General features: G+C 52.4%; 1 protein-coding gene. It reads left to right on the forward strand.

Features of this window, described 5'->3' with window-relative positions; translation table 11 throughout:
• Positions 1-229: 229 nt before the first annotated feature.
• Positions 230-468, forward strand: a 239-nt coding sequence (bamD, locus tag B3Z49_RS06490) for an outer membrane protein assembly factor BamD (protein WP_296989118.1), incomplete at its 3' end; no start/stop codon positions are given.

The following is a 468-nucleotide window of genomic DNA, read 5'->3' on the forward strand; positions in this document are numbered from 1 at the left end:
GCCTGAAATCAGGTGTCACTGGCATCCAATTTATGAAAATGGCGGCCCGCGTGGTCGCCTTTTTTGTTTTCGGCGTTGGTTTTCAGTCTTCTGATCCACGTCACAGCATTTAACATGGAATAAAAGTCGGCATTTGACGACACAACTACTTGCCCAAGCACGCCCTTCGCATGATATAGTCCGGCGGATTTTACGGTGAGTGCGTCAAAAATTTCGAGGATACGTCACAGTGCTAAGTACCGTTCGCGCCAAACACGTCATTGCAACTCTCGGCCTGTCGCTGATGCTTGCGGCATGTTCAAGCAATGATGCGCCGGAATATGTCGAACGTCCGGTTTCCGAACTGTATAACGGCGCGCAGGATCTGCTTGACGCCAAGGAATACCAACAGGCTGCCGAGGCATTTGACGAAGTCGAACGTCAGCACCCCTATTCGGTCTGGGCGACCAAGGCGACCCTGATGTCGGC

It is taken from the genome of Thalassospira sp. UBA1131, assembly GCF_002311515.1.
GTDB lineage: Bacteria > Pseudomonadota > Alphaproteobacteria > Rhodospirillales > Thalassospiraceae > Thalassospira.